This window comes from Schlesneria sphaerica (genome assembly GCF_044336245.1).
Taxonomy (GTDB): domain Bacteria; phylum Planctomycetota; class Planctomycetia; order Planctomycetales; family Planctomycetaceae; genus Schlesneria; species Schlesneria sphaerica.
In genome coordinates, this window is the sequence record NZ_CP172346.1 from 5,005,481 (window position 1) to 5,032,472 (window position 26,992).

The following is a 26,992-nucleotide window of genomic DNA, read 5'->3' on the forward strand; positions in this document are numbered from 1 at the left end:
TGTGAGTCCAACTTCTGTGCATTAGACACAAGGACTAGAGCGCCTGTGTGTCATGGCGTGCATGCCTGCGCATCATTGATTGGGAATCAGGGCTCGGTTGACGCTGTCTATTTGTGAAAGGTTGACTCGAACCTACTTCGTTTTTTCCTGGTTCGCAAGTCCGAATCGATTTGGTTAGCGGAATCGCATGGGAACAGCGACGATCTTTCGAGTTCGCTTTTCTGCTAACCCGAGACTTATCTGGCATACGATGAACTCGGTCGACCTGATGGGTCTCACGTCGAGATCGCCACCCGGAGGCCGGTTGTGTAAAGTTGTGTCTGCGAATAACGGCGATCTGCCGACGCTAAAACTATGAAATGGGTTTCGAATTAAACCGGGGTCTTGTTAGGGATGAACGTTTTTCTCTTCGATATCGACGGAACGTTGATTGATGCGGGTGGGGCAGGGCAGGCGGCAATGGAACAGTCGCTGGCGGAAGAATTCGGTGCTGCCGGACCGGTGTCGGGGATTCCGACAGCTGGAAGAACCGATCGCGCTATCGCCATGGATCTGTTCAAGTTCCATGGAATTGACGTTAATGACGATCACTGGGATCGCTATCTGAAGTCGTATTTTCGGCTACTGCCGAATTCACTGAAGACGCGGCCGGGAACAATTCTGCCCGGCGTTCCTGAACTGCTGCAATCGCTGAGTACTCGCGATAACCTGCATTTAGGGTTGCTCACGGGGAATTTTGCTGAGGGGGCGAAGCTCAAGCTGGCCCACTATGGTTTGTCGCACCATTTCTCGGTCGGCGGGTACGGCGACCTGCATCTGGATCGTGACGACGTCGCACGAACGGCGTGGCAGCAGGTACAGTCTCGACATCCGCATGTCGAACCCGATCGAGTCTGGGTGATCGGTGATACCCCATCGGACATCCGGTGTGCTCGAGCGATAGGTGCGAAAGTCCTGGCGGTGGCGACAGGGATCTTCTCTGTCGACGAACTGGAGCCTCATCAACCGGACTTGCTGCTGGACGATCTGAGAGACGTCACCCGATGGCTCGCGGCAGCGGGGCTGAATTAGCCACGCCTTAAAGTTGCTTCCGTCGGAGGGTCTGGCGGGATCACCGGGGCCGAGTTCTTGTCCTGCTCGAACCCGACGCCCCATTCGTCCCCATCCGGGGTTGAGACCAGCATTCCCTGGGTCTCTTTGCGGGACTTCCGGCGTCAGATTTAATCTGCGCCGGTTTACCTGCTCAGCCTGCCATCAACTGCTGTTCCAGCGTTTGCACCAGTTCGCCCACCGACCAGCTCTGGGCAGCGACTTTGATCTTCTCGTTCTGTTCCAGCCATTGTTTGACCTTTCGTTCGGCCGACATGACTGTACTGTGGTTTCGTCCGCCAAAATGCTGACCGATCTCGGCATAGGCCGAAGGGGTATGCTTGCGAGCCAGGAACATCGCGAGCATACGAGGCTGGCTGAGGGTACGGACTCGACTCATGGACTGCAGGTCCTTCGGCTTGACCCCAAACAGGCTGCAGACGACTCGCTCAATGTCGGTGACTCGGATGAGCCGCAGACAGTCACGTTCCAGATCCGCCAGGATTTCCCGAGCGGAGGCGAGCGTGACCGTCTTGTGAATCATCGTGTAGTACGTCTGAAGGCAGTTGAGTGCCCCTTCCAGTTCCCGCACGTTGGACTGGAATCGCTGAGCAATGTACTGCAACGCTTCCGGAGAGATGCTCCCCTTCATCCGTGTTGCTTTGGCGTTGACGATCTTCACCCGCGTCGCGAGGTCAGGCGCTTCCAGACGGCAGACGAGACCTGATTGAAAACGCGAGACCAGCTCGTCGCTCAATTTGTTCAGCAGTCGGGGGTGTCGAGTTCCGCTCAGAACGATCGGGCGTCCATGATCAGTAAGGTCTGTGATCGTATGCAGGAACTCTTCCTGGAAGACTCGCTTCGATTCGAAGAATTCGACGTTGTCGACGATCAGCACATCCACCCCGCGGAACCGTTGCCGGAAGCCGGGAAGTGAATGATCTCGCAAGGCCTGCGTGAAGTAGTTACCAAAGGCCTCTGCAGTGATCAGAACGACATTTGCCATAGGCTGCGCGCGTTTGAGCTGCCGGCAGATGCCCTCCAGCAGATGCGTCTTACCCGTACCGACGGGCCCACAAACATAGAGTGGGTTGAACGGGACCTGCTGTCCGCTGGCCAATTGACGGGCGGCTGTCAGTGCCAGTTCCGTCTGGGGGCCGGGAATGAAGTCACTCAGATCGGCCAGTCGCCGACTGCGGCTGGGCAATAACGGAGACGTCGCGCTTGCGACGACACTCTGGGCCGGGACGACGACCGTCACGGGATCCGATGCAGATCGAGCTTTCGCCGCAGGGGCGGATGCCGACTTTGCGGAACTCGCGGCGGGGGGAGCCTGTACCGGTGCCGCCGGCCGTGCCACGGCAAGGCTGGCGTCGACAGTAAACCGCGACTGGGCGGAATGTCCCAATACCGACTGAGCTGCACCGGTCAGTTCAGACTGGAATTGCCGTTGCATCCAGTTCAGCAGGAAAGGGCTTCCTACTGCGACTGTCAGGCAATCGTCCGAGATTGATAATCGGACCTTACCGTCGAACCAGAGTGCGAAGCGTTTCGCTCCCAGTCGTTCTTGTATTTCATGCAGTACTGCCTGTGTCAATGTCGTGTCTATGTCGTCGTTAATCGCAGAGCTCACCTCTGCGCGGACGGTCGGCGTCATGCCGGGTTGCATCTTGCACCCCCTTAACAAGCCAGACCGCTGCCAGTCTTCCGTCGGCGCACAAAATATGCGCCCCAGATCCATCTGACAGTGCGAACACAACGCGCCAACTTCACCGACGCATCGGCAAAAGTTGGAGATTGAGAGCGGTAGAGCTAACCAGAAATGAGAGACCGATGGTTGGTGTGAGCCATTCATCAGCCTCGTCGTGAAGTCACCAAGTGGGCACGATCCTATCTCGTCGGAAGCGGGAGTCAAATCATTCAGAGAGAGTTTTTTCACACATTCTTCATTGACCTTTCCGACAGATACGAAAGTCCCTGATTAGAACGAACTTGCCACTTTGAATAGGGAGAATTCGGGGCTTCGCATGTCTACACCGCATTGTTCAAACCGTGTGGATTACTTCCGTGCCACTTCCACAGAAGGTCTGACAAGAACACGTCGGCGCGCCAGTTCCACAAACCCCATTTCGCTGTAAAGATTGTTTGCGTAGGCGTTTCCACAGTCCACTGCCACGAAGATCATGCTCAGTCCCGCCCTGGCGGCAGTGCGAATCCCTGCCTGCAACATGCGTCTTCCAATTCCGCGGCCACGAAATCCGGGAATAACGCCTAAATAAACTAGCTCCATTCCGTTTTGATCGAAGTGGGGGTTCATCAACAGCACACCCACATCCGTCGGCCCTGCCGAATAAAGTTGCCAGTGTTGCGGATCGAATTGGCCAGAGAGTTTGTGACTGGTCACAGCGTCTTTACCAGTCCTCAGTCCATTGAGGAATTGGCAGTCAAGGCTCTGATGGTAGGTCTGCTCGATCACACCTTCGAATCGGTCTGAAGTGGATGCGCTGAAGGCAATACTCTGAAGTTCGTTCTGATCGGTCTCCTGCTGCAACCCGGCATCATCCCTATCCTCCTGTGAGAGATGACGAGCCATGAAGAACAGGTCCGCGCTGTGAATGAAGCCAGCGCTGCGAAGCAACTCGGTCTCGGATGTGTCCTCGGGATTGATCAGACACTGCGCCAGCTTGGCCTCTGAGCTCTCAATCTCTTCGCAGAGCTTTCCCATCAATGCCTGTTCCACTTCTGCGGCATCGATCGATTGGTCACTGATGACAGGAGGCCAGACGAGAGCGACGCAGTCTGCCTGCTTCATCATCAACGCAGCTCCTGCCGGAGCATCGTCCTCGCGGGCCAGCAGCAATCCACTCAGGTCGAGACTTCCCTGCTGTGCCGATTTAAGAGCTTCCTCAATGCGTAACGAATGCTCTTCCTGGGGGAATCGAGCGAACAGCAGTCGCAGCGCAGTCTCGCGATCCTCTTCGGCGACCCGTGAAACCGTGATTGTCATTGTGTATCAATTCGCGATGAAGGAATGAGCGGTCGATGGAAATCCAGCAGTCCACCAAGATCGACTGTTACACGCAAGGCAGGGATGCCTGATCGTTCAGCATGTTCTCGATCTGCATGGCGTCACGGTTGTGAGGAACGTCTGTAAGGAGCGTTCCCTGTAACCCTCTTCCCCGGTGGTGCGGGTAAAAATGAGAATGCCCCTGTATGACCGTTCTCGGTCATGCAGTGCTGACTTTGGGTATCCAAACGAAGAAGAAGCACTGCTTCTGCGAAGACTCCGAAGCAGTGGCATGGCGGGAGATCTCCTCATGACAACGTGCTTGATTCGGTGGTGCGGGTAAAAATGAGAATGCCACTGTATGACCGTCCTCGGTCATGCAGTGCTGTCTTTCGGTATCCAAACAATGAAGAAGCACTGCTTCTGCGAAGAGCTCGAAGCAGTGGCATGAGTGCTATTATTTCTCTCCCGCGATCCTGCTGGGTCTGACATCGAAGAACACGATTGCAGAACGTCACGGGACGATTGTTCATCTGGCTTGCCATTTGCGTCACTCGGTTGGCAATCTGGGGGGCGTTCGTCATGATTACGACTTCCGACGCCTGCCCAGCGACAATTTGGAGGTTCGTTGGTCAGGTCATCCTGAAACGCAAATTGCGTCACCGGAGAACCCGGACGTGCCACTGGACGTCTGGATTTGCAACGCAAGAAGAGGCAGGGAAATCCGCCATGCCTGGTTGGTGTTAACTTGACCATTCGGGATTCGGCAGCAGCGAACGCGGCGGTCAGTTCTTGACGTCGGCCGGCATCGGTGCGGGAAAGACATCTTCTCATAGGGAAATTAGAATCCATGGCTCTGTCGCAAACTTGTCAGCTCAGTTTGTATGAAAAGCTGGACGCGCTCGCTCGCAATCTGTGGTGGTGCTGGCAACCGGAAGTCGTTTCCATCTTCCGTGACATCGATCCCGTCCGCTGGGCTGACTTGGACCATAACCCGATCGTGTTTCTGCGCGAGTTCACACCCGAGCAACTCGAGAACCGGGGCCGCGAAGTCGTCCTGCATTCTCGCGTAAACTATGCCTACCGCCGCTGGCAGGAATACATGTCGTCCAAGCATACCTGGGGTGACACACATGCCGGCGTACTGGGGCATAACCCGATTGCGTATTTCTCGGCTGAGTTCGGTATTCACGAATCGCTGCCGAACTACTCGGGCGGTCTGGGTGTTCTGGCAGGGGATCATCTGAAGAGTGCATCCGACCTGGGAGTTCCTCTCGTCGCAGTTGGACTCTTCTATCAGGAAGGTTACTTCTCTCAGCAGATCGATGCGACAGGTTGGCAGCGTGAGGTCTATCCTTACGTGCAGAGCAGTCGTCTGGCGATCAAGCCGGCCAAGACACCTGACGGAAACCATGTGCTGGTTCAGGTGGAAACTCGTAACGGCCCCATCTACGCCCAGGTCTGGCAGGTCGACGTCGGCCGGGTCAAGTTGTTCCTGCTGGACTGCAATGTTGAGCAGAACACTCCGGAAGATCGCAAGCTTACCGCACGGCTTTACGGTGGGGATCAACGGATTCGAATTCGCCAGGAACTGGTCCTCGGAATCGGTGGAACCCGCGCACTGACGGCGATGGGGTATCAGCCTTGTGCGCTTCACATGAACGAAGGACATTCGGCGTTCGCTCCGCTGGAATTCATCCGCATGCGAATGGTCAATGACGGTCATTCGTTTGATGAAGCCCTGCTCATGACGGCCTGGCGCTGCTGCTTCACCACTCACACTCCCGTCCCTGCCGGTCATGACCGCTTCGACTGGGGTTTGTTTGAAGAGCATCTCGGTCCGATCGCCGACCAGTTGGGAATCGGACCTGGCGGACTGGTGGGGCTGGGACGTGTCGATCCCAACAATCCGAACGAAACGTTCTGCATGACGGTTCTGGCATTCAAGTGCAGCCGTCGCGCCAATGCCGTATCGAACCTGCACGGCGTCGTCAGTCGCCGGATGTGGACGGGTCTGTGGCCCAACCGCAGCGAAGAAGAAATTCCGATCGGTCACATTACCAACGGGGTTCACGTTTCGAGCTGGCTGGCCCCGCAGATGCGAAACCTGTACGACCGAGTCCTGCCGCTGGAATGGCACGTTCGTTCCGGTGAACCTGAAGTTTGGGCGGGGTTTGAGAATGTGACCCCCGGTGAACTGTGGGAAACCCATCAGTCGCTCAAGAACCGTTTGATCCAGTTCGCACGAAATCGCATGTTGCGACGGGCGGAACGTCTTGGTCTTCCTGATTCGGAAAAGCAGGAAATGTCGACGTTGCTGGATCCGGAAGCGTTGACGATCGGCTTCGCTCGTCGGTTCGCTCCGTATAAACGAGCGGACCTTGTCTTGAGGGACGTGGAAACCCTTGGAAAGATCATTTGCGATTCCGCTCATCCGGTGCAGTTCATCTTTGCGGGTAAATCTCACCCGGCTGATGACTACGGTAAGGCCATTCTTCAGCGGATTTTCCAGTTGACGCAAGACCCTGCCTTCAAGGGCAAGATTGTGTTGCTGGAGGATTACGACATCAACCTGGCGCGTCATCTTGTTCAAGGTGTTGACGTCTGGCTGAACAATCCTCGTCGTCCGCTGGAAGCATCGGGGACGAGTGGTCAGAAGGTCGTATTGAACGGTGGTCTCAACTGCTCGATCCTTGACGGCTGGTGGGCCGAAGCGTACGACGGTCAGAACGGGTTCGCCATCGGCAACGGTCATACACATGTTGATGATTCGATTCAGGATGATCGCGATGCCAAGTCGTTGACCCGAGTCTTGCTGGATCAGGTGATCCCGCTCTACTTCGACCGGAATCAGGAAGATGGATTGCCCGAGGAATGGATTGCCCGCATGAAGCGGTCGGTTCGAACTCTGGGATGGCGATTTAATGCCGACCGCATGGTGATGGACTACGTCAATCACGCCTACATTCCCGCGGCCGGCGGTGTCTCGTGCAGTATGGCACGGATGTCGTAGTCGATTCCCCGCAGCGGATCTCCATCTTGTCTCAGTATGATCGAGAGAGTCCGGTGAAATGGCGTCGATTCGTCCAAGTGCTCGCCCTGGGACATATGTCGCTGATTGTGGCGACCTGGCCGCTGTGGATCCCCACAGCGGCCTTTCCACGGGTTGCACTGATCGAAGCCGCCGGACACGGAGGGGCCTCTGTTGAGTGGCTGTGTCTCGCAATTCTGCTCGCCTCGTTGACGGGGATGATGTTCGGGGCAAACCCGCCTGTGCAGCGGGTTGCTTCTGTCGGTCTTGGTGTCAGTACGCTTGCGTTGATCGTTATCAACCAGCATCGGCTTCAGCCGTGGGCCTGGCAGTTCGTTTTGCTGTCGCTCATCCTTGCGGCGGCGGATGGGCAGACGGCACGACGGGCCTGGCAATGGCTGGTCATCAGCATTTATTTCTGGTCTGCCTGGTCGAAGGTCGATGTCGCATTCAGTGCCACGCATGGCTACTTCATGCTGGCGGGGTTCTGTAAATCATTGGGGCTGCTGTCGCTGTGTGAGGGCTTGCCGAAGCAGGTCATCACCACGCTGCCCGCCCTCATTCCGCTGGTCGAGTTTCTGATCGCATTCGGTCTCGCTTTCCGATCAACTCGCCGAGTCGCCCTGATTGGTGCGACCGTCATGCATGTCGGCTTGATACTCGCGCTGGGGCCGCTGGGACACGGCCATCAGCCGGGGGTGTTGATCTGGAATCTGTTCTTTCTTATTCAGAATGGATGCCTGTTTGCGAAAGCGAGGGCCGAACTCCCGGACCAGAACCGCGATTCCAGCGAGCCTGTCGCTCCCTCTGATCCTGTTGCAAGCCCCGTTGTTCGGGGGAATCGACTGGCGACCGTGATCGTGGCAGCGGCGATGCTGTGGCCTGCATTCGAATCGTTCGGCTACTGTGATCACTGGCCGGCATGGGCCGTCTATGCATCACATCCTGAGCGAGTTACGGTGCTGGTCCCTGTCGATGAAATTGCGAAAGTCCGTCCTGCACTGGATCAGTATCTCGCCCCACATTGGAGCAATGACGAGTGGTATTCGATCCGGATCGATCGCTGGTCACTGGATGCCGTACGGGCTCCCATTTACCCGCAGGATCGGTTTCAAGTCGGGGTTGCGCTGGCGATCTGTGAACAGTTCGGCCTGAACAGGATAAGTGTCGTGATCGAAGGTCCGGCCAACCGGTGGACGGGCAAACGGACGGTGAATCAGTACCCCGACCGGGCAGCGGTCGAGAAGCTGGCCAGCAGCTTCCGCTGCAATGCGATTCCCTATCAAGGTGTGTCACCACAGAAAATGCAGGAGCTGAACTGAGATGAGCCCGATGCGTCTTCGAACCGTCCAGACTTTGGTGTTGCTGCTCAGCGTTGCCAGTTCGTCGTTGCCGCTGCGAGGCCTCACGTCCGTCGTGTGGGGAGACGAGCGACCTCGGGTTGTGCTGACGGAGGAAGCGAAGCGAATCCATTCCGCAGGCTTTGTCTTCGATGGTCATAATGATCTCCCCTGGGCGATACGAACCGACTTTGCGTCCTCGCTGGATCGTGCTGATCTTTCACAGCATGTTCCCAAGCTGCATACCGATATCCCTCGCTTACGACAGGGGAACGTGGGGGCTCAGTTCTGGTCTGTCTATGTACCCGCCTCCGCTTCGGAAGACGGAACGGCTCTTCTTAAGACGCTCGAGCAAATCGAACTCGTCCGGGCGATCGTCAAACGATACCCCGAGACGTTCGAGCTGGCCCGTACGGCGTCGGATGTCGAACGGATCCAGAAGAGCGGAAAAATTGCGTCGCTGATGGGAGTGGAAGGGGGCCACTGCATCGAAGATTCGATCGAAAATCTTCGTCGACTGCACAAGCTGGGGGCAGGGTACATGACGCTGACCCATTCGGACACACTCGCCTGGGCGGATGCCGCGACCGATGAGGAAAAGCATGGTGGCCTGACGGAATTCGGCGAAGAAGTCGTCCGCGAGATGAACCGTCTGGGCATGTTGATCGATCTCTCGCACGTCTCGGCAGAGACGATGAAAGACGCGCTCCGCATTACGAAAGCTCCCGTCATTTTTTCGCATTCTTCCGCCCGCGCTGTCGCAGACCATCCTCGAAATGTTCCGGACGATGTGCTGCTGCTGACTAGAGAAAACGGTGGAGTTGTCATGGTGAATTTCTTTTCGGGATTCGTTCATCCCGACTCGGCTCGCAAACGAGCCAATATGTTTCAGGTCAATCGGGAACTTCGCGAGAAGTATCCCAACGAGTCCGAGTACAAGATTGCCCGGCAACGCTGGGACCTCGAGAATCCCATCCAGCGAGGGAGTCTTCATGATGTGGTTGACCATATTGACCACATCGTCAAATTGGCGGGGATCGATCACGTCGGCATCGGATCCGACTACGATGGCATCACGTTACTTCCCGTGCAGCTTGATGATGTCTCTACCTACCCGCTGATCACTCAGGAAATGCTGAATCGGGGCTACTCGGCCTCCCAAGTCCATCAGGTCATGAGCGGCAATATTCTCCGGGTGATGCGACAGGCTGAAGTCGTCGCTGCAAAGACACCGTGACCGGATGCAGCCCTGTTCTTCAGTAACTCGACGGCCCTCTCAGCTTGGGGCGATATTGACTTCGCGCCCGCAACTCGGCCGTTGGTCATCAGGCCAGTACCTCCTGGACGACCTTTCCACCGACATCGGTCAGTCGGTAATCCCGTCCCTGAAAGCGATATGTTAGCTTCGTATGGTCCAGGCCCAGTAAATGCAGGATCGTTGCCTGGATGTCGTGGATATGGACCGGATTTTCTACAACGTTGAATCCCAACTCGTCCGTGGCGCCATGCGTATAGCCTCGCTTCAGACCTCCTCCCGCCATGAACATGGTGTTCGAGAACGGATGGTGATCCCGTCCGACGTAGGGCCCGGCGGCCGTTCGTCCTTCGCGGAATGGTGTTCGTCCGAATTCACCGATCCAGATGACCAGCGTCTCGTCCAGCAGTCCGCGATTCTTCAGGTCCCGGATGAGTGCCGCGACCGGACGATCCATCAGCGTGCACCGTTTCACAAGATTATCACGCAGGTCTTCGTTGGGATTCGTACCATGGAAGTCCCAACCCCAGTCCGAGAGCTGGACAAACCGAACTCCCTTTTCGACGAGGCGGCGTGCGAGCAGGCAGTTATTGGCGAAGCTGGCTGCACCCGGCTGTGCTCCATAATCTTCCAGCAACCCTGTCGGTTCATGCGAAAGATCCATCAGCTCTGGAACGACCGCCTGCATTCGAAAAGCCATCTCGTATTGAGCAATCCGGGTCGCGGTTTCGGCCTGCTTGAGTTGCTGGGCGTGGATTCGATTCAGATCGTTGAGCGCGTCGAGGCTCTGTCTTCGGAGGGAACGATCCATCCCTTCCGGGTCCGAAAGATAAAGGACCGGATCCCCTCCGGTACGACATTGAACCCCTTGATAGACCGAAGGGAGAAACCCGCTTCCCCAGCCGGCTTTTCCGGAACTGGGGAGTGATCCCCCGGAGGTAAAGACGATGAACCCCGGGACATCCTGACTTTCAGAGCCCAGTCCATAGGTGACCCATGAACCGATTGAGGGTCGACCGGCCGTGCGTGGGATACCCGTCAGCAGCAAGAGTTCCGCCGGGCCATGATTAAACTGGTCCGTGTGCAGCGATTTGATGAAGGTCAGCTCATCGGCAATCGCTGCTACGTTCGGCATTGCCGCCGAGACCCACGCACCAGACTGCCCGTACTGAGCAAACTTTTGGGGTGTCCCCAGCAGCTTGGGGGTGCCGCTCGTGAAGGCGAAGGGCTTGCCGTCCGTCAGCGATGCCGGACAGTCCTGACCGTCGCGCTTCACCAACTCGGGCTTATAGTCGAACAGATCCAGGTGCGAAGGTCCTCCCGACACACTCAGCAGGATGACGTTCTTGACCCGGGCCGGGTAATGAGACGCTGTCGGTGCGAACGGTTCTTCGGCGGATGAGGCCCCTTCGAGGGAATGTCCGAGCAATGAGCTGAGCGCCAATCCCCCCAGCCCCAGGGATCCGCTGCCGAGAAAATGTCGGCGAGTGACATGGGCGAGAGCCTCGATCGAAGACGTCGCGAGTGGATTCATTTGGGGTCCCTTGAGAGTAAGGGTTGAGTCTCTGCCGGGCAGATCGGGCACAAGTCACGAGGTCGATTCGATTGGCAGCAGCGTGGGGGGGCAATCGGGGCCCGTTCGGATCTCAGGGTTTCGACAGGAACTCGTCCAGGTTCAGCAGGACATTGCCGACGACCGTCCAGGTGGCAGCCTCGACCGTATCCGACGCCAGAGGCAGCGGACCTAGCGGCTTGGTCGCCAGAGGAGTGGCCTTCGCCAGATCGGTCTCCAGCGTCGCATGGACTGTCTGATGAAGTTGGACCAGCCGGTTCGTTTCCTGTTCGGCCGGGGATCGGGTGAGAACCAGTCGCAGCCCGTAGGCCGCGCGGCTGGCTGTGGTGTCGCCCCCTTCCGTCATGATTCGGCGAGCCAGTGCCTGAGCCGCTTCGACGTAGACCTGATCGTTCAGCGTCACGAGCGCCTGCAACGGCGTGTTGGTGCGAGTTCGTCGCAGGCTGCAGACACTTCGTTCCGGAGCGTCGAAGGTGATCATTGACGGGTAGGGAAGGTTTCGCCGCCAGCGGGTGTAGAGAGCACGTCGGTGCCGGTCTTCGCCGCGACTCGTTTCCCAGTCGGTGCTTTGCCCGAAGGCCGCTGCCAGTCCGTTGACGGGCTGCGGAGGATGAACGGGTGGGCCGTACAATTTCGGACTGAGCAACCCGGCGACGAACAAGGCCTGATCTCGCACGGTCTCTGCCGGGAGGCGAACGCGGGGACCTCGACTGATCAAACGGTTGTTCGGATCACGAAGGGCCAGTTCATCGCTGACGTACGAGGACTGTCGGTAAGCGGCCGAAGAGACGATCCTCCGCAGCATGTTCTTGGTATCCCAGCCGGTTCGAATCATTTCGGTGGCCAGCCAGTCGAGCAGTTCAGGGTGCGACGGAGGTTCCCCCTGATTGCCGAATTCTTCGCTCGATTCGACCAGTCCAATTCCGAACAGTTCCTGCCAGAGCCGATTCACCGTCACGCGACCGGTCAGCGGGTTTGCGGAATCCATCAGCCACTCGGCAAATCGCAGCCGATCCAGCTTTGCTTCGGGGGGAAGGGGATGCAGCACGGCGGGAACCCCGGGCCGGACCTGTTCGCCCCGGTTCTGGAATTCACCCCGAATGGCGACGTAGGTGGGACGCTCGGCCCCTTCCTTGAAAACCGGTGTCGTGGTCTCGACCTTGTCGAGTTCTCCCTGCGCTGCCGCCAGTGCGGCCTGGCTGGCCATCCATTCGGGGACCGTGGTTCGATGGTGGTCACGCAGTTTCCTTTGCTGTTCCTCGGAACGCTGTTCTGTGCTGCGGGTGATCACCTCCATTAGGTCGGCAGGCAGCGTGGCACGATCGACGGATTGCTCCCAGTCTGGCTCTTTCGAATCGGTGAGGACCGTCTGTTCCTCATGACGTTTCCGGGCTTCCGCCACGATCTGCCGATTCCGTTCACGTTCTTTCTCGCGGCCGACATGCGCGATTTCGAGGAGGGGCGGTTCGCTGTTGCTGTCTTCGGTCGAATTGAAGACCGCGAAGACCTCGTAGTACTCTTTATGCGAGAACGGGTCGTACTTGTGGGTGTGACACTGGGCGCAGCCGAACGTCGTTCCCATCCAGACCTGCATGGTCGTATTGACCCGGTCGACAACCGACGCATGGCGATACTCCTCGGCGTTAGAGCCCCCTTCGGTATTGTTGGTCGTATTTCGATGAAAGCCCGTGGCGATGCGTTGGGAATCTGTTGCATCGGGCAGCAGGTCGCCGGCGAGCATCTCAATCGTGAAGCGGTCATAGGGCAGGTTGGCATTCAGTGCTTCGATCAGCCAGTCGCGCCAGCGCCAGATGGATCGTGGCGGGTCATGGATGTATCCCTGTGAATCGCCGTAGCGTGCCAAGTCCAGCCACATGGCCCCCCACCGTTCGCCGTAGAGGGGGCTCGCCAGAATCCGATCGACCGCTCGTTCATAGGCATCCGGCCGATCATCGGCCTGGAACTGGTTGGCTTCTTCCAGAGAGGGGGGTAGTCCGGTCAGATCGAGCGAAACACGGCGCAGGAGCAGTTCCGGTTCGGTGGGACCGGCGGGGGCAAGTCCTTCCTGATGCAGGCGGCTGAAAACGAAGGCATCAATTTCGTTTTGCGAAGGATTGTCCGGCCGTTCGGAAGTCGATTTGACAGGAACGGGTGAGCGACGCGGAGGAATGTAGGACCAGTGGCGGGCGTATTCGGCCTCTTGCTGGATCCACTGACGCAGGATCTCGATGTCTGCAGGGGCGAGGGGCTTGCCGATCTCAGGGGGAGGCATCACCCGCGAGGCATCCGGGGTCGTGATCCGCTCGATCAGACTACTGGCAGCGGGGTCGCCCGGAACGATGGCTCGGCTCCCGCCGGGAAGTTCACCCGTTGCATCAGAACGCTCGTCAAGCCGCAGGTCTGCTTGACGAGCCTGTTCGTCGGGGCCATGACACTGAAAGCAGTGCCGGGAAAGGAGCGGCCGTACGTCGCGCGAAAAATCCACTTTGCGAGGGGGGGCGTCCCCCCCGCTGGCGGTGTTCGCGGAATTCAGGAAGAGGAAGGTCGATCCGAAAATCAGGTGAGTCGTCGCAGTCGCCAGCTTCATGGTTTGTCGCCAATCTGTTGGATTCGAAGATACTCACAGAATCTCGACCTAGATTGCGAAGTCTGTCTTTGTGCCGAGCAGGCGGTCGATCAGATCCTGGGGAAGGTCAATCGCTTTCGAGAGTCCTCCCTTTCGGTCCGTCGGGTTGATTTCGCAGTAGGCCGACCAGGTTCCCAAGTGCCGCCAACGTCCTGCCCGCTTGGGTTCATTCGGCAGGACGGGAGTCGTGCAGCGATTACATCCGATCGTGGTAAAGCCTTGCGAGTGCAGCGGGTTCACCACGACGTTGTGTTTGACCAGGTATTCTTCGAGCTGCTCATCGGTGAAGTTGGCGAGAATGTTGATCCGGACGCAGTTCATCTCGGTATCGATCGAAAGGATCGGGATGTTACCCCGCCGGCCCCCTTCCGCACGGCGCAGACTGCCGACAAGACAATCGTACTGCCCTTTGGCCTGGAGGAGCGGTTGAGTCTTGCGCATTGCGCAGCACTGCTTCTGGCCTTCGGGGGTCAGGTAGAGAATCCCGTACTGTGCGGTCTGCTCTTCCATCGTCTGTTCAGGTTTCAGCGTGATGACATTCAGGTGATAGTCTTTCGCGATCCGGTCTCGCGTCTCGAGTGTTTCCTGGAAGTTGACACCCGTGTCCACGAACAGGACGGGAATGTTGACTTTCTGCTGTCCGATCATGTGACAGACGACGCTTCCCGCGCGCTGCATGGCCGAGAGTGCTGCGACTCGATCTCCGAAGATCTCTTTTGTCCAGCGAAGCAGATCGATGGCAGAATCTTGTTCAAAAGACTGATTGAGTTCATTCAGGTCGCTCTGCGTAAGTCTCGCCATGAATCCGCTGTTCCTCTCGGTACGATGTCTGCGTACCCACCAACCAACTCAATCCAACGGCTGTCCTCAACAGGTCAGGCTACGTGGAATGAAATCAATGTCTTGCGTCTATCCGGCACAAATTTTCTGTGCATCTGTCACCATACGGCTTCACGGACTGCAACCTCAAAATTTAGCAGAAATCGCGAAATAGTCGCAATGGGATGAAAGGCAGAGTTGGGTAGCTTCATCCGTCGGACTTTGATGCGAACGATTCGCGCCCAACCTGTAGGGAACGACGGACCGGAGTGTTGCTTATCGGTTGACGAGTTTGTCTCAACAATCTGGCGACCTCAGTGAAAAGTGAGCGAACTGAACAAGGTCAGAATCCGATCTTGTCTCTGCACGACCAAACCGATGCTGGCAAACCGATGCCTGGGCGACCGGCACTCAGAGTTGCGCGGTGGCGCCCGCATCCCCCGTTCTGTCGGAGGGCACCGTGGCACGTCGGTGGGCGAACGTGTGCGCAACAGGCGAACGTCCTGGAGAAAAATAGAGACTTTTTGTCTGAAGCTTGACGTCTCAGCACTGACTCGTAGACTCAGGAAAGTCTTGACCCCTTTTCTGACAAGCGAGAGCAGATATATGGGCGAATTCTTTTCATTTATCCGTTGTTTCTTTCACAGTTGGAAACGCAGAGTCGGCTTGATGATGTTGGCTGTGTCATTAGCGCTGATGGCCGCGTGGGTGGGCAGCTACCGGATTGAATATCTTGTCTGGTCGAAAGGGTTTCAAATGGCGTCAAGTCACGGAGGTGTATTCTGGGAAAAAGACGCTAATCCGTTCAATGCCAACTTAACTTTCACATCGAAAAGTGATTTTGAAAACGTAACAGACGTCTATCGTGACCCGGTGTGGAGAAACTTCTGGCACTGGCGAACGCTGGGATTCGCAGTTGGAGTGCGTGAAGTGACCTCGACAGCGTCAGATGGTTCAAAGACGAAAACGAAACGAGCGTGTTACCGAGTTCCTTACTGGTCAATCTCCATTCCCGCGACCGTTCTAACGACGTATTTACTACTTGCCGTACCTTTAAGAACGTACGCAAGAAAACTCAGTTCTCTGAATGGAATAAGATTTGGCACACCATCGGTACTATGAAGCGGTGGAAGAATGACTTGCGCGTATTCTATGGCAACCAGCTTGCGGCGATGAAGGCGTTCACAAATTGCTCATGACTTAAACGAGGTGGTGTATCAATGACTGTCGTAGTAGCGGTGTTCCCCTCTTTTTCTGAGTCGAGTCCATTGCAGTTGCGCGACAGTCATTCATTCTTTGATCCTGTGTGAGGGTGAGCCCGCAGGGGATCAGCGGCTTGGCTCGGTATTGCTGATTTCGAGCGTGCCGATTTGGCCGGGGCGAAGTGACAGATCGTCGTTCTGGATTTCCGCCCAGAGTCGGACTTGCTGGTTCGCGGGGTCGATTTCCGGGTGGACGAAGTTCAACTTCCCCTGGTGCTTCTTGCCGTCGACGACGAATGTCACTTCACGGCCGACGAGTGAACCGGTCGCCTGCTTTGATGCCAGAAACCCTTCGGCGCGGAGTCGATTCAATCGGATGAACCGGGCGACCGGGGTCGCAGCATCGACCCATTCACCGCGCTGCCGCTTCCACTGCACGACGATTCCGGGGAAGGGGGCCTTGATCGTTCGCCGATCGAGCTGCAGCGTCGCCCGGTCGAGATCATGTTGCTTCAGCTTGAGAGTCAATTTGGCCTGAGCCACTTCAATGTCAGCCAGTCCGACGTCGAGTTCTGCTTTGTCGGCCAGCAACTTGAGTCGATCGAGTTCAGTTTGCGAGACACTGTTGGGGAACCTGTTGAACGAGTCGAGTGATCGTTTCAACTCCGCCCGCGCTACGTCCAGCGACTTTTTGGCAAAGCGGATCCGCAGATCGTTTTCGGCATGTGTCCGGGCAATCTCGACCTCGGTTTCCGCACGGGCTTTCAGCAGCTTCGCGTCCTGATCGTCGAGTATCGCCAGAGGGGCGTCGGCCTCAATCGTCTTTCCTTCTGACACGATGATCTCGCTCAGAACGCCAGACTCCCGCGCGGAGAGTTCGGCATGTTCAATCAGAGTGAGCTGTGCCCCTTCAATGGTAATGCTGTCGGAGGGATCGGCTGCTGCCAGCAACAACAAGGAACCACTCAAAAACAATGAATTCATGAAAGAGATCCCCGGCTGCGGCACTCGTTGGATGGAAACACAACTGATCGGTGCAACGGAAGAGAACCGACGAGGCCCACCCTCCTCCAATCGCAACGACGCGAGTTAAAGATGCGAGTTTAAATCAGCTCGTCCATGACAGGAACGCCGAAATGCGGACCAGCGCATGCTGTCATCACCGATCGCGGCAACCGTCACAATCCGCGCGAGTTTTGCGTTCTTTGCCGATGGTATTTCAACCCCGGGAGAAAGAATGAGCCGCCCAGGACGACGCCGAACAGCGACACTCCGAAATCGATCGAAGGATTGCGTTGCAGCAGGGCCATCAGAATCGATGTCAGGTAAAGGACCACTCCCTGGACGTAGAACTTTCCGGACAGGATGCCGGCCTTGGCGAAGAAGATGTTTCCCCCGATCAGTGCGAGAACGGGGGAGAGCGACAGCACGGGTAGGTTCAAAATCCATTCCAGACCGAACAGAAACATGCTGGAGCCGACGCTCCCTGCCCAGACGTGCGCAATCTGCCGTTCCACGAATGTGATCGGGCCTGACCGGCGGCGCAGTTCCCAGAAGATGAAGGCCCAACCGGTCGAACAGACCGACCAGAACGTGGCGTATGGCCAGCGGGATTCGACCCCCTGGTAGTGCATGCCGTTCGTGATGAAGCAGATCAGCATGACGACCAGACTATGCCACATCCATAACAGGCCCCAGTTCTCCAGAATGGCCGCATGGTGCGTTTCGCGGAAGGCTAGCGCGATCATCTGAGAGATCTGCGTCGAACGGGCCGAAATCGGTTCACTGTTGAGATAGGCTTCCAGATCATCGGCCAGGGCATCGGCCGTTCGATAACGTAGATCCGCCGGCTTCTGCAGGCACTTGAGGCAGATCATTTCCAGGTCGGCGTCCGCTTTCGGATTCAGCATTCGCGGAGGCAGAGGGTCCTGTTCCCGGACCATCAACACCGTGTCGACGGCGGACGCCGCCTGAAAGGGAGGCCGTCCCGTCAGCATGGCGTAAAGAATTGCACCCAGCGAATAAATGTCCGTCGCGGCACTGATTTCGCTCCGGCGTCCTGCGGCCTGTTCCGGTGCCATATACCCCGGCGTTCCCAGGATTGCGCCGGTCATCGTCAGGTTCGCATCGGCAGTAAGACCATTCTCGCCGTCGACAGAGTCACCCGACAGCCGCTTGGCCAGGCCGAAATCGCTGACGTAACTTTGTCCCTGCAGATCGATCAGGATGTTCGAAGGCTTCAAATCCCGGTGCAGTACCCCACGACGGTGGGCATCGGCAATCGCCCGGCAGATCGGTGCCAGCATCTCGGCGGCCTGGCGCGAAGGGAGGGGGCCATCCGCCAGAAGTTTTGTCAGCGTTGTCCCTTCGATCAGCTTCATACTGAAGTACGGCCGCCCGTCCACTTCCCCCCCTTCGTAGACATTGACGATGTTCGGGTGATGAAGCTGTGCAGCAGATTCCGCTTCGGCGCGGAATCGGGCGATGTCGGATGAGGAAGCATGGTCCCCTCGCAGAATCATCTTCAGTGCCACGATCCGGTCGAGGCTTTTCTGACGGGCCCGATAGACGACCCCCATCCCGCCGCGACCCAGTTCCCCGATCAGTTCGTAGTCACCAAAGTCGAGCGGCGGGTTCTCCCCGTCTTTGTGTTCGGGCTCTTGAGCTTTATCGTCGAGAATTTCCGAGATGCTGGCGAAGTCATCCGCAATCTGCATGGTCGCCCAGAGTTCACGCAGTTCGGTCGCCAGTTCGGGATGTTCCTGAATGATCGCTTCGACTTCGCGTGAGTTTCCCTGACGGGACGACTCAAGGAGGCGGTCCAGCAGGGATGCCAGCAGATCATCATGACTGAGTGACATGGAGTTATTCCGTGGGAAGCCGGTACCGAAGGTCGCTGTGCATTGCCGCAACGGGCCGGATGACCTGTTCCGTCGAAGACGTGGTCAGGCTATTCATGGGGCTGTTCCGTTTGAGAGGGCCGATCCCCCAGGATCGCTCGCAGCTTACGAAGAGCCCGGAGATGCCTCATCCCGGCCGCCGCTGCCGACAGTCCCAACGCCTCGGCCACCTCGCTGTTCCCCAGTTGCTCAAAATGCCGCATCACGACAATCTCACGGTCTTCGTCGTCGAGCTGATCAAGGGCGATCAGGAATCGGGATTCCAGTTCCTTGCGGATGCTGGCGGCGGCGGGAGTCAGTTCCTGATCGGCAAGCTGACCCATCAGATCCAGCCCTGATTGATCTGCGAACTGGGGGGACGTCATCGACTGTTCGCGGTCCAGGCTGCGACGCTGCGCTCCCCGGTGTCGACGGTGCATGTCGATCATCCGGTCTTTGGCCAGTTGCCGCAACCAGAGATGAAACGGTAACCGCGGATCTGACAGATATTCCTGAAGTCGCGTATTGGCTTCCATCAGAACATCCTGGACAACATCGCTGGCATCAACTCGCTGCGCGATCTTCCGGTCCAGTCGCAACTGGATCAATTTTCTGAGTGAATTCCGGTGCCGTTCCAGCAGCCGGTTCACCGCGACGCGATCTCCCTGTCTGGCATTCACCAGCAGGTTCTGGGTAACAGTCTGTTCTGGCCAGAGCGGCATAAGGATCCGTAGGAAACAGGTTGGAAAAGTCAGTCTACGGGCAGTTCATTCGCCCCATTGGCAGGAGGCTACTGATCGCGGCAGTCATCCCCGGCGAGGTTTCTGAAAATGGGTCTGTTCTCCGACGAAGGCTGGCTGACGAAGACGCCTGCGAGCAATTTCACAAAGGGCTGATTCCAGTTCGCTGGCGGCATCATCACGAAGTGGGAAGGGGGACTCATGGTGATTCTTCCATCCGGTCCAGGGGGTATTCGCTGATCGGGATTCCCAGGCTGCGCACCTCTTGCAGGCGTCGCCAGGCGCGCGTTGTTCGTTCTTCCCGATTGGTCACTTCGGCCGGGTCGAGCAGTCGCTTGTCGAATGGTCCTTCCACGCTGACCGGTTCAAATTCGGGATCGACGATGAACTGAGCTGCGACGGGGTTACAGCGCAAGTGCCGTTCTTTGGCCGTCATCAGGTAGCGGGCCTCGACTTCACCGAGGATGTACCGGAGATACAGATCGCTTTGCGTGATGTCTTCGACTTCCGCTCCACAGACTTCGCAAAGATATCCAAGTTCGCACTTCGCCATAGAACCGTCCGCGTTTCCGTTATGCGTGATGGAGTCATGATCGACGACTGGTCGATCGGTTGGCCGGGGCCCCTCGTCAGCTCAGGATGTCATGGATCACTTCCCCATGGACATTCGTCAGTCGTCGTTCAATTCCGTTGTGATAGTAAGTTAACCGTTCGTGATCGATCCCCAGCAGATGCAGTAGTGTGGCATGGAAATCGGGCCACGTCACGGGTCGATCGACGGATTTCCAGCCCACCTCGTCAGTGGCTCCGTAACTGATCCCCGGCTTCAGTCCCCCTCCGGCCATCCAGACGCTGAAGCCATACATGTTATGATCACGGCCGGCCCCAAGGATACTCGCTTCAGACTGGGTGAAGGGAGTACGTCCGAATTCGGTGGTGAAGACGACCAGGGTGTCGTCGAGCATTCCCCGTTGACGCAGATCCCGCAGCAGGGCCGCAATCGGCTGATCAACGCGAAGGGCTTCCTGTGAGTGATTTTCCTTCACACTTTCATGTCCGTCCCAGTTGATCCGGGGCGAACCAAATGAGCCACCGGCAAATAGCTGTACGAATCGGACCCCCTGTTCCAGCAGTCGGCGGGCCAGGAGACAGCTTCGTCCAAAGTCCTTCGTCTCTTCGCGATCCAGTCCGTAGTCGGATTGCGTCTGTGCGGTTTCCCCGGCCAGATCGGTGACATGAGGAACAGAGAGCTGCATCTTCGCGGCAAGTTCATAACTTTTCATGCGCGCGACCAGATCGGATTCGGGCCTGGTCTGCTGATGGTGTCGATTGAGTGCCGCGATGAACTCTCGCGTTTTCGCTTCGCTGCTGGCCGAGAACGAGCGGGGAGTCTCACTTCCTGCCGGGGTCGCAGGAAACAGATCGTCGATCGGCTGCCCTTTGGTCCGGAACGCGACCCCCTGATAGCGAGCTGGAAGAAACCCGTTCGACCAGTTGATCGTTCCCCCCGCCGGAAGTCCGCGTGGATCCGGCAAGACGACGTAAGCGGGAAGTTCATCGGTTTCGCAGCCCAGGCCGTACGAGAGCCACGAGCCCAGCACGGGGAAGCCATTCAAACGAAAGCCGGTGTTGGCCTGGAAGGTGGCCGGAGTATGATTGGCCGAGTCCGCGACCATGCTGCGAATGACGGTCAGTTCATCCGCCACTTCAGCAATGTGCGGAAACAGTTCCGACACCCACAGTCCACTTTCGCCGCGCCGCTGAAAGTTCCAGTCGTTCTTCCGCAGCGGACCGACCTTCCCGAAGAACGTTTCGGGTTTCTCGGACGAGGGGAGCGGCTGACCGTGATATTTTTCCAGCGCGGGTTTGTAGTCGAACGAATCGAGGTGACTCAGTCCCCCACACATGTAGAGATGGATGACTCGTTTGGACTTGGGGGGAAGGTGCGGTGGCGGGTCATGGGCTTCTCCCGTCACTGTCGCGGCCCCGGCACGTTGGTTCTGATTGAGAACATGCCAGACAGCCGTTGAGGTCAGCCCATGCGTCGACCACGACAGGAAGTCACGACGATCGGTTGGCTGAGGCATTCACAATCACCTTTCGTTGTTTCTTGACGGGCGAAGCGCGCCGACTCGCACGGGCGACTCATTGTAATCGGTTCGAGTCCAGCGGGAACGCCTGTTCAAATTGTGACGACGGGGGCTCGTGGAGTATACCGACGCACCTTGTTCCCAGTCTCTGTCACCGTCGATAATGGAAACGTCGAGAATGGAAACGCCGGGAATGGGGTGCAGGATCACATCAGGTGGTTTCCGTCGGGGCGTTGCCCCTCGATGACTGTACTTGAAAACGCCGTGATCTCCTTGAGACTGCGATCGAATTGAAGGATTGCACGGGGATCTTCAAGCAATTCTCAACAGTCAGGCAGATTCTTGAGGCCGGACAGGGATTTGTGTGATCGCGCGAACGGTGAATGGCGGACCTCTCGGCGGGAGGGGCGATTGAGTGGAGGAAAACCTCTTGCGGCTGTCGCCGCCACGGTAGCCGCGAAGACGCGTCAACCGTGGCTACCCGCTGGGACTGGACCTGGACCTGGGACTGGACCTGAGTCTGGACCCGGCAGTGTGCCGTTGTCGGTAATTTAAAAATTCGTCACCTTGGGTTCCTGGCTGTTACTTTTCTTTTCCAGTCGAATCACCAGACGCGAATTTCCGGGGGGACCGTAGCTCCAGACTTCGGTGATTCCCCGCGAGGTAATCGCTCGCGTCAGGGAACGTGGCTCACCCAGCATCTCGCGAAGAGCGGTTGAGGTCATGCCGAGATAGATCCCTGTGGGCGAGGCCTCGGGTGTCGTAACGCCGGCAGGCCTTCCCGGTACGGACTTGACCCAGCGACTGTTCCGCCATTCGTAGCCCAAGGCGGCGAGGCGTGATTTCACTTCTTCGTATCCGGGGTCGATCCGATGTGCGTCGGACAGGTATTCCACGGCTTCAGATTCCTTCCGAAGCAGCGTGAGGTACTCTTCGGACAGTTGCAGCAGGCCGACGATTCCGTCCCCCTTCAGCCGCGATTCGTGCGATTTGACCCATTTGAGGAGCGCCTGATCCGCCGTTTCCTGCTGCTTTCTTTCGCGAAGCTGGGTGGCGAGATCTTCGATCTCGGATCGGGTCGCCGATTCGACGTGAAGTACCCGATACGCCAGACTCTGTCGGCGATGGACTTCTGCCAGTTCGGATTCTTCGGGAATCAACTCGAGAATCTGCTCCGCGATTCGTTCGCCATCACGCCCATCGAGTGACGCGTCGTGCAGCAGTCGTTTGCGGGTGGCGGAGATGAAGAAGAAGCGGTGCAGCTGGCTTCTCTGCTCATCCGTTGCTTTGCGGTAGGTGGCCACCGGGTCGAGTTCATATCGCTTTTGCAGGTCTCGATTGGGGCTGGTCAGCGGAGTGGTCGTGCCGGGGAGCGGGTCCCCCAGTTTCTCGGCAAAGTCCTGCCATGTGGCCAGATCGACGGGGGTGGCCTTCTGCATGGTCTGCCATTGAATCTGCAGCCCTTCATGCAGCAGTTCCATTTTGCGGCGGGCTGGCAGTTTCCGTTCGTCGACTTTGGCCGCCAGTTCGAATCGTCCTGCGGCATCATCCGGTTTCAGGCTGGCGTGGTCCGTTTCGATCGCCTTGAGGTAGGCTTCGTCCCCTTTTTTCAGCAGGTCTGCATCTTCGTAGAAGCGACCGAGGGCGGCGATCCAGTCTCCCAGCTCATTCCATTCGGCAGAGGTGGCGCGTTTCAGTCGTGCGGCACGGGATTCGAACTGTTCGACATAGCCGGGAACCACGCGAAGCTCTTCAACGGCAAATTCCAGCTTGGAGTCGACCTTGCGAAAGCGTCCCGTGAGTTCGATCGTGCTTTTCGGAATGACGTTCCGCAGCTTCTGACTATCGACAATGAACTTGGCATCACACCGCAGCAGTCGAAGTTGACCACCGCCGAACCCACCGACTCTCCCTTCGACGCGAATCGCCAAAGGAGAGTCGAGGAATCTGTCCCATGGCTTGGTGTCGTTCAATTTCTCGACGGTCCAGACCGTTTCCGCCGCCGCAACGCCAGCAGGGGTCGCTGCGGCCATCACGAGCAGTCCGAGCAGGGACCAGAGGCTGATGCGATGGCGAGACAACTCCCTGTTTGCGGGACAGGGGATGGGTGAACGTGACGAGGCCACGCGAAGGTACGTGGCAGTGAGGCTTCGCGGGTCCGGCGTCTGACGAACAGCGTCCATCGGTCATTTCTCCGTCCCGTTCAATACCCACCGCGAACCCCGTCAGGTCCCTTGTTTTCGGTGAGCCAATTTTATCCTCATTCCCGAACAGCGAACAGCAACAAATTTCCGAGTTCAGCGTCTAATCGGATCGAGAGCAAATCGGATCGCGGGGAAATCGAATCGGGGGAAACCCGATCGATCGCGAAACAGCGGCAGGACAATTCAGATCAACGGGGATCACAAGTCGTGAGGTTCGAGAACTTCGATGCGGGGCAGATGCCGGTAGTTGTCATCGTAATCCAGGCCGTATCCGACGACGAACGCGTCGGGAATCACAAAGCCGTGAAAGTCGGGCGTGATGTCGACACAACTGCGTCCCTCTTTCCACAGCAGGACCGCCGTAGCGATGCTCGCAGGATGGTGCCGCTTCAGTTCCTCGACCAGGCGGACCAGTGTCTTCCCGGTATCGAAGATATCGTCCACCAGCAGGACATCGCGTCCTTCGATCATGGGCATCAGGTCCGTGCTGATGGTTAGCTGACCGGGGACTGTCGTTTCGCCCCGATAACTGGACGCGCGGATAAAACCGATCTGGTGGGGAATGTTGATCGCTCGAATGAGGTCCGCGACCAGAATGACGCTGCCGTTCAATACGCCGAGAACAGTTAATGGTCGTCCTCGATAGATCTCCGTGAATTTCCGTCCTAATTCTGCGACTCGCTCGGCAATTTGTTGCTCTGTCAGTAATGTAACCATCCGTCGTCGTTCATTCCCAAAAGTCAGGGTGCAGTGATTCAGCCGTGCGTGTTTGTCTTCTGCCTGATCGATCACGGTGGTGCGGACAAGCGACCGGCAGACGCGTGATGGATGTGCTCAGTCATTGTGAAGATCGTCGGCAGGCGAAGCAATCTTGCGGGAGTCGTTCATGAATTGGTCAACGACGCAGGTTTCGGGTAAGTCCGTCGACGTTTTTGTGCCGGGTGAGGACCTCAAGCCCGCAGGGATTGTCCTGTTTCTGCACGGCTACGACGGTGTCACGATCAAGGACAATCCGACCTACTCGAGCGAACTCGCCAAGCACAATCTGATCGGCCTTTGCCCCCTCGGTGAGCACTGCTGGTGGACCGACGTCGTTTATCCCCCTTACGACCCGCTGACCAGTCCTCTGGACTACCTGTCGGAACACATCCCGAAATACTGTGCAGAGCAATGGCAGATCGAACCCCCGCGGATTGGTGTCTGCGGCGTCGAGATGGGGGGGCAGGGGGCCTTGCAACTGGCTTACCGTCACGCCCGGAAGTTTCCTGCTGTCGTCGCGATCTCGCCGAAGATCGATTTCGAAACCTGGTGGGGACATGGCACGTCGCTCGACACACTTTTTGAGAATGCGGAAGCCGCACGACAGCGGACTTCCATCCTGCACCTGCATCCGCTGAACTACCCCCGGCGGCAACTGTTGCTTTGCGATCCGGCCGACCCGTACTGTTTTGACGGAGTGCTCACGCTGGCCAGCAAGTTGTCGTCGACGGGCATCGCGTTCGAAGACGACTTCGTCACGACTCACGGCGGCTACGGGTGGAACTACGCCAACGCCATGGCTCCCAGAGTGATCGATTTCCTGGCCAGAGCCGTTGCGGAGGCTCGTTGAGGCGGGGCGGTTTGACCAAGTCTCTGGCGACGACCGAGGCGAGACGGTGGACCAATTTCACCGGGGATAGGGACCCCCCAAAGGACTGCCAGCGCGGGGCCTACTCAACCAGCCTCCGCCGACTCGCGTGAATAGAAGAGTTCACGGTGCTCGATAGGCAGGAAAGAATGCGTCGGGGGGACTTGCCGTCTTGCCGGATCGGGCTTCCCATTGCCGGCACAGGTCTTGATAGGTGACGGGGTCCGCGATCAGCCGCCAGGTGTAGAACGGTGAGCGAAGATGTGAGAATCCCGCTTTGAACTGAAACAGCGAATCTTCGGATCCACCGTAGCCGCCTCCCAGATGCATTGTGTGATTGCCTCGTTCTTTGGCCCAGGTCCGGACGGAATCGAGCATCACTTTCGTGGGGTACTGGCTGTGGAATTCTTCGGTCGTTCCACTCAGGTGGTATTGAACAATACCGCAGACTTCTGAAAACAGTGCTCCACATGTGACCGCCCCCTCCTTGTGGCAGATCGCCAGATGCAGCACGTCACCGATGGAGGCCCTCAGTTGCGCGAAATACTCGCGTGAGAAGAAATAGTGCTCGTTCGCGTTAACGCGCTGCATGGTTTCGGTATAGGCGCGGAAAAACTCGTCGAAGTCTCGCCAGTCCGACTGAATCTCGACGGTGAATCCCTTTTTTCTCGCGCGATTGATCTCGCTGCGGTGACCGGCTCGCGTCTGATGCCAGAGTTCTTCCAGCGGCAGCGTCAGGTCGATGGAGACTGTCTGGCCGTGCTCGACCACGGTCCCCGTCTGGCGAAGCGGTTCCAGTGGCAGGGGAATATTCGGGTGTGACCTCGAGAAGGCCGCAATAATCCGTCGCTCGGAGAGGCACTCTTTCAGGCGGCTGATAGCCTGCTGCAGGAAGGGCTCGATGGGGCCCTGGTCGGGATTGATGACCAGGGGACAGGCATAGCCGTAGGGAGTGATGGCGTCGTAGAGTGCCTCGGTGGCGGAGCACGATGCGGGGACGGGGCGAACGATGAACGTCAAAAGAAAACGACGGCCGTGGTCGTCTTCAGCGTGAAAGGCCAGCGGAGAGCCATCACCATTGGGCGCACACATCCGGTCCTGGGCACTTATTGTGACATATTGGGGGAGGTGATAGAAGTCGTGTGTGCAGTCGGCAAGAAACCGACCCCACAAACTTGAATCAGGCCCAATAAAGTCGCAACGCATCCAAACCAGCTCCGGAGCCACTCAATATTTAATGACGAATTCAGGGGGTGTAGCCGATGTGGGCGTCGGCGCGAAGCCTAGTGGTCAAATGTGAGTAGCAGGGCAAGACCCATTTACCTCACAGATCGTCTTTCCCAGAGCCGAATTCGAAACTCCAATTCAGAGAACTCCGTTGCTTTCGGCGTAGTCCAAAGGATTGAGGTCAAGACCCCGTAATAGTTTGCGAAGATACGTTAGCGTTCGCGATCGGTGGCGGAAGCACTTGGGAAAAGGGGGCTCAAACTGGATGAGCGAGGTTGAAACT

Annotated in this window: 18 protein-coding genes; 5 read left to right on the top strand and 13 right to left on the bottom strand. The window is 57.6% G+C overall.

All coding sequences use genetic code 11. The features are described 5' to 3' along the window. Positions 1 to 393: 393 nt before the first annotated feature. The gene (locus ACGY09_RS18230; RefSeq protein ID WP_397568852.1) at positions 394 to 1,071 is read left to right on the top strand and encodes an HAD family hydrolase; all 678 of its coding nucleotides are present in this window, start codon (positions 394 to 396) and stop codon (positions 1,069 to 1,071) included. Positions 1,072 to 1,243: 172 nt separating this feature from the next. Here ACGY09_RS18230 and dnaA read toward each other — a convergent pair whose 3' ends face one another. Together dnaA and ACGY09_RS18240 are read right to left on the bottom strand one after the other, a co-directional pair. Further along, positions 1,244 to 2,758, bottom strand: a complete 1,515-nt coding sequence (gene dnaA / locus ACGY09_RS18235) for a chromosomal replication initiator protein DnaA (protein ID WP_397568853.1) — start codon at positions 2,756 to 2,758, stop codon at positions 1,244 to 1,246. Between the two features lie 390 nt (positions 2,759 to 3,148). Then, on the bottom strand, positions 3,149 to 4,096 hold the full coding sequence (locus ACGY09_RS18240; protein ID WP_397568854.1) for a GNAT family N-acetyltransferase: 948 nt from the start codon (positions 4,094 to 4,096) through the stop codon (positions 3,149 to 3,151). Between the two features lie 850 nt (positions 4,097 to 4,946). Between ACGY09_RS18240 and glgP the strand changes: the two genes are divergently transcribed. From glgP to ACGY09_RS18255, 3 genes are read left to right on the top strand one after another with little or no spacing between them, the layout of a single operon-like run. Then, positions 4,947 to 7,109, top strand: a complete 2,163-nt coding sequence (gene glgP / locus ACGY09_RS18245) for an alpha-glucan family phosphorylase (protein ID WP_397568855.1) — start codon at positions 4,947 to 4,949, stop codon at positions 7,107 to 7,109. Between the two features lie 53 nt (positions 7,110 to 7,162). Continuing rightward, positions 7,163 to 8,449 (top strand): hypothetical protein, encoded by a 1,287-nt coding sequence (locus ACGY09_RS18250; protein ID WP_397568856.1) that lies wholly within the window; start codon positions 7,163 to 7,165, stop codon positions 8,447 to 8,449. Between the two features lies 1 nt (position 8,450). Beyond that, the gene (locus ACGY09_RS18255; protein WP_397568857.1) at positions 8,451 to 9,704 is read left to right on the top strand and encodes a dipeptidase; all 1,254 of its coding nucleotides are present in this window, start codon (positions 8,451 to 8,453) and stop codon (positions 9,702 to 9,704) included. A gap of 88 nt (positions 9,705 to 9,792) precedes the next feature. On the opposite strand, the gene ACGY09_RS18260 is transcribed toward ACGY09_RS18255, so the two are convergent. From ACGY09_RS18260 to hpt, 10 genes are all read right to left on the bottom strand, one after another. Then, positions 9,793 to 11,256: a DUF1501 domain-containing protein gene (locus ACGY09_RS18260; RefSeq protein ID WP_397568858.1), complete on the bottom strand. Its 1,464-nt coding sequence runs from the start codon at positions 11,254 to 11,256 to the stop codon at positions 9,793 to 9,795. Positions 11,257 to 11,368: 112 nt separating this feature from the next. Further along, positions 11,369 to 13,882, bottom strand: coding sequence for a PSD1 and planctomycete cytochrome C domain-containing protein (locus tag ACGY09_RS18265; protein ID WP_397568859.1), 2,514 nt, complete (start codon positions 13,880 to 13,882; stop codon positions 11,369 to 11,371). Between the two features lie 48 nt (positions 13,883 to 13,930). Continuing rightward, complete coding sequence (locus ACGY09_RS18270) at positions 13,931 to 14,722, bottom strand: phosphoadenylyl-sulfate reductase (RefSeq protein ID WP_397568860.1); 792 nt, start codon at positions 14,720 to 14,722, stop codon at positions 13,931 to 13,933. 1,346 nt (positions 14,723 to 16,068) lie between these two features. Next, positions 16,069 to 16,926: an efflux RND transporter periplasmic adaptor subunit gene (locus ACGY09_RS18275; RefSeq protein WP_397568861.1), complete on the bottom strand. Its 858-nt coding sequence runs from the start codon at positions 16,924 to 16,926 to the stop codon at positions 16,069 to 16,071. Positions 16,927 to 17,120: 194 nt separating this feature from the next. Beyond that, a complete protein-coding gene (locus tag ACGY09_RS18280; RefSeq protein WP_373653538.1) occupies positions 17,121 to 18,803 on the bottom strand; it encodes a serine/threonine protein kinase in 1,683 nt (560 codons plus the stop codon). A gap of 89 nt (positions 18,804 to 18,892) precedes the next feature. Further along, a complete protein-coding gene (locus ACGY09_RS18285) occupies positions 18,893 to 19,543 on the bottom strand; it encodes a sigma-70 family RNA polymerase sigma factor (protein WP_373653537.1) in 651 nt (216 codons plus the stop codon). A 217-nt stretch (positions 19,544 to 19,760) separates the two neighbouring features. Continuing rightward, complete coding sequence (locus ACGY09_RS18290; protein WP_373653536.1) at positions 19,761 to 20,114, bottom strand: hypothetical protein; 354 nt, start codon at positions 20,112 to 20,114, stop codon at positions 19,761 to 19,763. A 76-nt stretch (positions 20,115 to 20,190) separates the two neighbouring features. Next, entirely contained in the window at positions 20,191 to 21,648 is a 1,458-nt protein-coding gene (locus ACGY09_RS18295; RefSeq protein WP_397568862.1) for a DUF1501 domain-containing protein, read from the bottom strand. Between the two features lie 554 nt (positions 21,649 to 22,202). Further along, the gene (locus ACGY09_RS18300; protein ID WP_397568863.1) at positions 22,203 to 23,834 is read right to left on the bottom strand and encodes a hypothetical protein; all 1,632 of its coding nucleotides are present in this window, start codon (positions 23,832 to 23,834) and stop codon (positions 22,203 to 22,205) included. 219 nt (positions 23,835 to 24,053) lie between these two features. Continuing rightward, positions 24,054 to 24,572 carry a hypoxanthine phosphoribosyltransferase gene (gene hpt / locus ACGY09_RS18305; protein ID WP_397568864.1) on the bottom strand — a complete coding sequence of 173 codons (519 nt, stop codon included), beginning with the start codon at positions 24,570 to 24,572 and terminating at the stop codon, positions 24,054 to 24,056. A 169-nt stretch (positions 24,573 to 24,741) separates the two neighbouring features. Between hpt and ACGY09_RS18310 the strand changes: the two genes are divergently transcribed. After that, entirely contained in the window at positions 24,742 to 25,464 is a 723-nt protein-coding gene (locus ACGY09_RS18310) for an alpha/beta hydrolase-fold protein (protein ID WP_397568865.1), read from the top strand. A gap of 141 nt (positions 25,465 to 25,605) precedes the next feature. On the opposite strand, the gene ACGY09_RS18315 is transcribed toward ACGY09_RS18310, so the two are convergent. Beyond that, positions 25,606 to 26,688: a GNAT family N-acetyltransferase gene (locus ACGY09_RS18315; protein ID WP_397568866.1), complete on the bottom strand. Its 1,083-nt coding sequence runs from the start codon at positions 26,686 to 26,688 to the stop codon at positions 25,606 to 25,608. Positions 26,689 to 26,992 lie beyond the last annotated feature (304 nt).

Excerpts from the sequence above, each read along its gene's own strand:
- ACGY09_RS18230 (WP_397568852.1), top strand. The coding sequence starts at position 394 with ATGAACGTTTTTCTCTTCGATATCGACGGAACGTTGATTGATGCGGGT.
- dnaA (WP_397568853.1), bottom strand. The coding sequence starts at position 2,758 with ATGCAACCCGGCATGACGCCGACCGTCCGCGCAGAGGTGAGCTCTGCG.
- ACGY09_RS18240 (WP_397568854.1), bottom strand. The coding sequence starts at position 4,096 with ATGACAATCACGGTTTCACGGGTCGCCGAAGAGGATCGCGAGACTGCG.
- glgP (WP_397568855.1), top strand. The coding sequence starts at position 4,947 with ATGGCTCTGTCGCAAACTTGTCAGCTCAGTTTGTATGAAAAGCTGGAC.
- ACGY09_RS18255 (WP_397568857.1), top strand. The coding sequence starts at position 8,451 with ATGAGCCCGATGCGTCTTCGAACCGTCCAGACTTTGGTGTTGCTGCTC.
- ACGY09_RS18260 (WP_397568858.1), bottom strand. The coding sequence starts at position 11,256 with ATGAATCCACTCGCGACGTCTTCGATCGAGGCTCTCGCCCATGTCACT.
- ACGY09_RS18265 (WP_397568859.1), bottom strand. The coding sequence starts at position 13,882 with ATGAAGCTGGCGACTGCGACGACTCACCTGATTTTCGGATCGACCTTC.
- ACGY09_RS18270 (WP_397568860.1), bottom strand. The coding sequence starts at position 14,722 with ATGGCGAGACTTACGCAGAGCGACCTGAATGAACTCAATCAGTCTTTT.
- ACGY09_RS18275 (WP_397568861.1), bottom strand. The coding sequence starts at position 16,926 with ATGAATTCATTGTTTTTGAGTGGTTCCTTGTTGTTGCTGGCAGCAGCC.
- ACGY09_RS18280 (WP_373653538.1), bottom strand. The coding sequence starts at position 18,803 with ATGTCACTCAGTCATGATGATCTGCTGGCATCCCTGCTGGACCGCCTC.
- ACGY09_RS18285 (WP_373653537.1), bottom strand. The coding sequence starts at position 19,543 with ATGCCGCTCTGGCCAGAACAGACTGTTACCCAGAACCTGCTGGTGAAT.
- ACGY09_RS18290 (WP_373653536.1), bottom strand. The coding sequence starts at position 20,114 with ATGGCGAAGTGCGAACTTGGATATCTTTGCGAAGTCTGTGGAGCGGAA.
- ACGY09_RS18295 (WP_397568862.1), bottom strand. The coding sequence starts at position 21,648 with ATGCCTCAGCCAACCGATCGTCGTGACTTCCTGTCGTGGTCGACGCAT.
- ACGY09_RS18300 (WP_397568863.1), bottom strand. The coding sequence starts at position 23,834 with ATGGACGCTGTTCGTCAGACGCCGGACCCGCGAAGCCTCACTGCCACG.
- hpt (WP_397568864.1), bottom strand. The coding sequence starts at position 24,572 with ATGGTTACATTACTGACAGAGCAACAAATTGCCGAGCGAGTCGCAGAA.
- ACGY09_RS18310 (WP_397568865.1), top strand. The coding sequence starts at position 24,742 with ATGAATTGGTCAACGACGCAGGTTTCGGGTAAGTCCGTCGACGTTTTT.
- ACGY09_RS18315 (WP_397568866.1), bottom strand. The coding sequence starts at position 26,688 with ATGCGTTGCGACTTTATTGGGCCTGATTCAAGTTTGTGGGGTCGGTTT.